Origin of the sequence: Stenotrophomonas maltophilia group sp. Smal32, assembly GCF_030237085.1 — a bacterium.
GTDB lineage: Bacteria > Pseudomonadota > Gammaproteobacteria > Xanthomonadales > Xanthomonadaceae > Stenotrophomonas > Stenotrophomonas maltophilia_Q.
This window is the reverse complement of record NZ_JASJSI010000182.1, coordinates 1-4,538: the sequence shown is the minus strand read 5'-3', so window position 1 is coordinate 4,538 and position 4,538 is coordinate 1. Positions and strand designations below refer to the sequence as shown.

Genomic DNA, 4,538 nt, shown 5'->3' with positions numbered 1-4,538 from the left:
CCAATCACCAGAAACCCAGCTTTCAGCGACCAACCCACCCCCACCACGGAGGGGCTCCGCCGTTCGCCGATCCCCGTCGAAGGCGCGCCTCCCGCGCTGCAACATGCCCACGCGCAGACCTGCGCCATCATGGGCACCCCGCCCCCGCCAGGACCGTGCCATGCAGCAGTACCTGCTTCTGATCTATATCGAGCCTGCCCTGCTGCAGGCCCTGCCCACCGAAGAATTCAACGCGCTGATGCGCGACTGCCTGGCGCACGCCGACAAACTGCAGGCCAAGGGCACGCTTCTGGCCGCGCAGAAGCTGCAGCCGGTCGACACCGCACAGACCCTGCGCGTGCGCGATGGCCACAGCCGTGTACTGGATGGCCCGTTCGCCGAAACCCGCGAACTGCTGGCAGGCTTCAACCTGATCGTCGCCCGCAACCGCGACGAAGCCATGCGCATCGCCCGCGACTTCCCATGGGCACGCTTCGGCAGCATCGAAGTGCGGCCGCTGGAAGACATGGACGCCGAGCGCGAACGCTGCGGCGCCCCGGCTGCCGCTATGGCAGCAGCCGTACCCTGATCTCGCGCGGGCCTACGCCTTCGTTGCCGCTGTAGTCGCGCACGCTGGCGCGCACGATGTACTCGCCCGGCGGCAGCGCCGCCGGCTGCCAGCGCCCGGTTTCCATCAGGCCGTCACGCACGGTGTTGGTGGCCAGGTAACGGAAACGGGTCACCGCACTGCCGTGCACGGTGATGCCGCTGTCGGGGGCATAGGCCACCCGCACCGCTTCCTTCTGCGGCGGCATGCGGTTGAACACGATGTTCCAGCGTGGCTGTTCGTAGCCCTGCAGCGCCCGGCCACTGGCATCCAGGATCTGGTAGCCCACCTGGTACATGCCCAGGCGGCGTCGTGGCAGATTGTTGTCGACCTGGTCCCAGGCCTCCACCACGATCTGCACACCGCGTCCCTGGCGCGCCACCATCACCACGCCTTCGCTGCCTGCGGCCATTGGCTGGTCGTTGTCGTCCAGCAGCGCCACATCGGTGATGCGCGGTGCGAAGTGGTCGGCGTAGTTGTGGAAGCCCAGTGCCACGGCATTGGTCTCGAAACCTCCGGTGCCGACGGCCAGGTGCACGTGCGCCTGGTTGTTGATGCTGCCCAGGCGATCACCGACGTGGATGCGCATACCACGCCGCACGCGCATCCGCTCCAGCCTGCCCTGTTCGTCGTACAGCGCCTGCCAGCGCGCATCGAACGGTTCATTGCGTGGGGTGCGGCCCACCCGCATGTGGATGTACTTGAGGCGGTCCACCGCCAGGCCCTCGGCCTGTTCACCCAGACTCCAGGCCGCCATCGGGCTGCTGATCTTGCCATCGGCGATCGCCAGCACGGTCTGGCCCACATCACCGCGCACGTCGAAGCCCCCGTGCAGGTGATGGCGACTCTCGCCCTTGAAGTTTCCGCGCACTTCGCCCAACGTACCGACCACTTCATGCCAACCGTCCTGCGGTGCCAGCGGCCAGCGGCCGCCCGTCTCCGGCAACGCCGCATCGGCAGCCGGGCCGACCAGTGCCGGCGCCGGCAGTTCCCCCACCGGTAGCGGGCGCAGGCGGTGCAGGCGATAGGCCGTCGCGTCGGCCACCAGCACGCTGCCGTCGGCGTCCATCGCCAGCCCACTGGGGCGGGCCAGGCGTGGCAGTCGACCGTTGCCGACCAGCGCGATCTGATGGCCCTGCGGCGTCACCTGCACGATGCGGCCATCCATGTCGCCCACGTACAGCACGCCATCGTGGGTGGTGGCCAACGACAGCGGCCCGTTGATCACGCCACCACCACCCACCACGGTGCTGACCGTGCCATCGGCACCGACGCGGCGCACCGCGTTGTTGAACAGGTCGGCCACCAGCAGCGCGCCCTGCGCATCGAAGGCCAACGCCACCGGCGTATCGAAGCGCGCAGCGGCGCCGGTGCCATCGGCCATTCCCGGGCGCTCACCACCGGCCAGGGTGCGCACCGTGCCGTCGGTACCGATCACCCGGATACGGTCGTTGTAGGTATCGGCCACGTAGACCTGGCCCTGCGCGTCCACCGCGATGCCCATCGGTGCATCGAAGCGTGCCTGCGCGGCCACTCCATCGGCATAGCCCTGTTCACCACCGGCCAGCGTGCTGACCTGGCCATCGGTGCCGATGCGGCGGATCGCATGGTTGCCGGTGTCGGCCACGTACAGGTTGCCCTGCGCATCGGCCGCGATGCCCGAAGGTGTATTGAAGCTGGCCTGCAACGCCGGGCCATCAACGCGTCCCTCGCCCTGCCCCGCTACGGTTTCGACGCGGCCATCGGGCAGGCGGCGGCGGATCCGGTTGTTGTCGCCGGCATCGGTGAAGTAGATGCTGCCATCGGCACCGCGCAGCAGTGAATACGGGTCGGCGAAGCGGGCCTGCGCGGCGGCACCGTCGCGGTCACCCGGATGACCATCGCCGGCAAGCGGCTCGATCTGCGCAGTCCAGGCCAGCGGCGTGGGCGCGGGGCCTGCGGGTTCAGCCAGCGTGTGCAGCGGTGCCTCCCACCAGGTCGCCGCCAGTGCCACTGCCGTTGCCAACGCCACGCCTGCCGCCATCCATTGCCACCGTGCCATCGCGCTGCACTACCTGCTGCTGTCTGAAGAGGTACCGACAATAGACGCTGCGCACGGGATGCGCCACGGCCAATCGTGCGGCCGGATACCAGAGTTCCATGCACCGCGCTTGTTCTCGTTGGCCACAGCAGGTTCAATGCGGTTCCCACGGATGGAGAACCTCCATGCCCCGCACGCTCCCCCTCGCCGCCCTGCTGATCGCCACGCTGGCCAGCACGCCCGTGTCCGCCTCGATCACGGTGGCACCCCAGAAGCCGTCGGTTACCAGCGACGCGGTACACATGGCCTACGCCACGCGCTGGGATGAGGCGATCCAGCAGTCGCGCAGCGGCAACACGCTGGGGGCGCTGATTGCCATGGAGCGGCTGATGGAGGATCCGCTGCTGGACGACTTCGACGCCGAGCGACGGGGCCGTGCCTCGCAGGTGGCCGGCTGGACCGCACTGATGCAGAAGAAGCCGGCCCAGGCCCGCCGCTATCTGCAGCGGGCGATGGAAGCGTTGCCCGACGATACGCAGATCCTGCTCACCCTGATGTCGGTGGAACTGTCCGAGAACCAGCCTGCGGCGGCCACCCGCTATCTGGTGCGGGCGCTGAAACATGCCGACGGGCCCGTGCCACTCGATCACCAGACGATCGGCTACCTGCAGTATCGCCTGCACGATCAGCCACGACAGCGCATGGACCTGCTGCAGGCGCTGTTCGACAACGGCTGGAAGAGCGGTGGCCTGGAACCGGCCGGACTGTGGCTGGCGCTGGCCACGCTGCAGGCCGAGAACGGCCGCGGCGATGCGATCCCGGCCACGCTGGCCCGCATCGACAGCCCGGCCGAGATCATCCAGCTGCGCAGCGACAAGCGCTTCGACCGCTATGTCGACCGTGCCGATCCGCGCTTCGACCCGGTACAGGTCGCGCAGAAGCACCTGGACGACCTGCGGGTGTCCGGCCTGCTTGATCGCAAGCTGGACGCGCGCATGGCCCAGTTCAGCGTCACGCTGCTGATGCTGGACCGCAATGAAGAAGTGCTGGCACTGACCGACGGCATGGCCCGTGCGGCCGCCGAAGGTGAATCGCCGTCGGCGGAGGAAGCCGAGTGGGTGGCGTGGCTGCTCAACAGCCGGTTCACCGCGTTGCGCCGGCTGGGCCGCACCGACGATGCCCTGGCGGTGGCGCAACAGGCGGCCCGCATCGGCGCACTCGGCCCGGACGACATCGAGCACCGGCTGAATGTCGGCTTCGTGTTCACTTCGCTGGGACGTATGCAGGATGCCGCGCAGGCCGTGAAGGACCTCCCCGGTCTCGGCGCCTACGGCAAAGCCGCACAAGCCCTGGTGCAGTTCGCTGCCGCCCGCGAGCGCGGCGATGCCCAGGCGGTGGAAGCCGCACGCTCGGTGATCCTCGCCCAGCGCGACGACGCGCGCCTGTTCCATCGCGAGATGCTGCTGGACGAAGACAACCTGGACGGCGCAGCAGCGGTGCTGATCGAACAGCTGCGCTCCCCCACCGACCGTGGCGAGACGCTGGCCAGCCTGCAGGACATGCGCACCTATCCGTCATTGCCGGGCGACGTGAAGATCGATGCGGCCTGGCGTGCGCTGAAGCAGCGCGCTGACGTGCAGGCCGAAGTTGCACGCGTCGGCCGGATCGAGCGCTACGAACTGGTCAGTACCTCGACCTCGCGCTGAGCGGCTTTTGTGTAGAGGCGCCGCCCCCCCGCGCCCGGCGCCCAGCGGCGCCGCCCCGGGCCGCCGCCAACACCCCGCCGCCCCCGCCCCGGGCCGTGGGGGGGGGGCCGGGGGGGGGGGGGGGGCCGGTGTGGGGGTGCGGTGGGTGTGCGGCCGTGAAATTGGAGGACAATGTCCCGGTTTGGGCCTACGCGCGACCCGCGGGGTTCGGGGGTCAGCCCCCCAA

At 69.3% G+C, this 4,538-nt stretch carries 3 protein-coding genes; 2 read left to right on the top strand and 1 reads right to left on the bottom strand.

What is annotated here, in order from left to right:
- Positions 1 to 160 precede the first annotated feature (160 nt).
- Entirely contained in the window at positions 161 to 568 is a 408-nt protein-coding gene (locus QRO91_RS21935; RefSeq protein WP_197651219.1) for a YciI family protein, read from the top strand.
- Here QRO91_RS21935 and QRO91_RS21930 read toward each other — a convergent pair.
- On the bottom strand, positions 546 to 2,627 hold the full coding sequence (locus tag QRO91_RS21930) for a gluconolaconase (RefSeq protein WP_197651218.1): 2,082 nt from the start codon (positions 2,625 to 2,627) through the stop codon (positions 546 to 548). The genes QRO91_RS21935 and QRO91_RS21930 overlap by 23 nt on opposite strands.
- A gap of 164 nt (positions 2,628 to 2,791) precedes the next feature.
- On the opposite strand from QRO91_RS21930, the gene QRO91_RS21925 reads away from it, so the two are divergent.
- On the top strand, positions 2,792 to 4,312 hold the full coding sequence (locus QRO91_RS21925; RefSeq protein ID WP_197651217.1) for a hypothetical protein: 1,521 nt from the start codon (positions 2,792 to 2,794) through the stop codon (positions 4,310 to 4,312).
- Positions 4,313 to 4,538 lie beyond the last annotated feature (226 nt).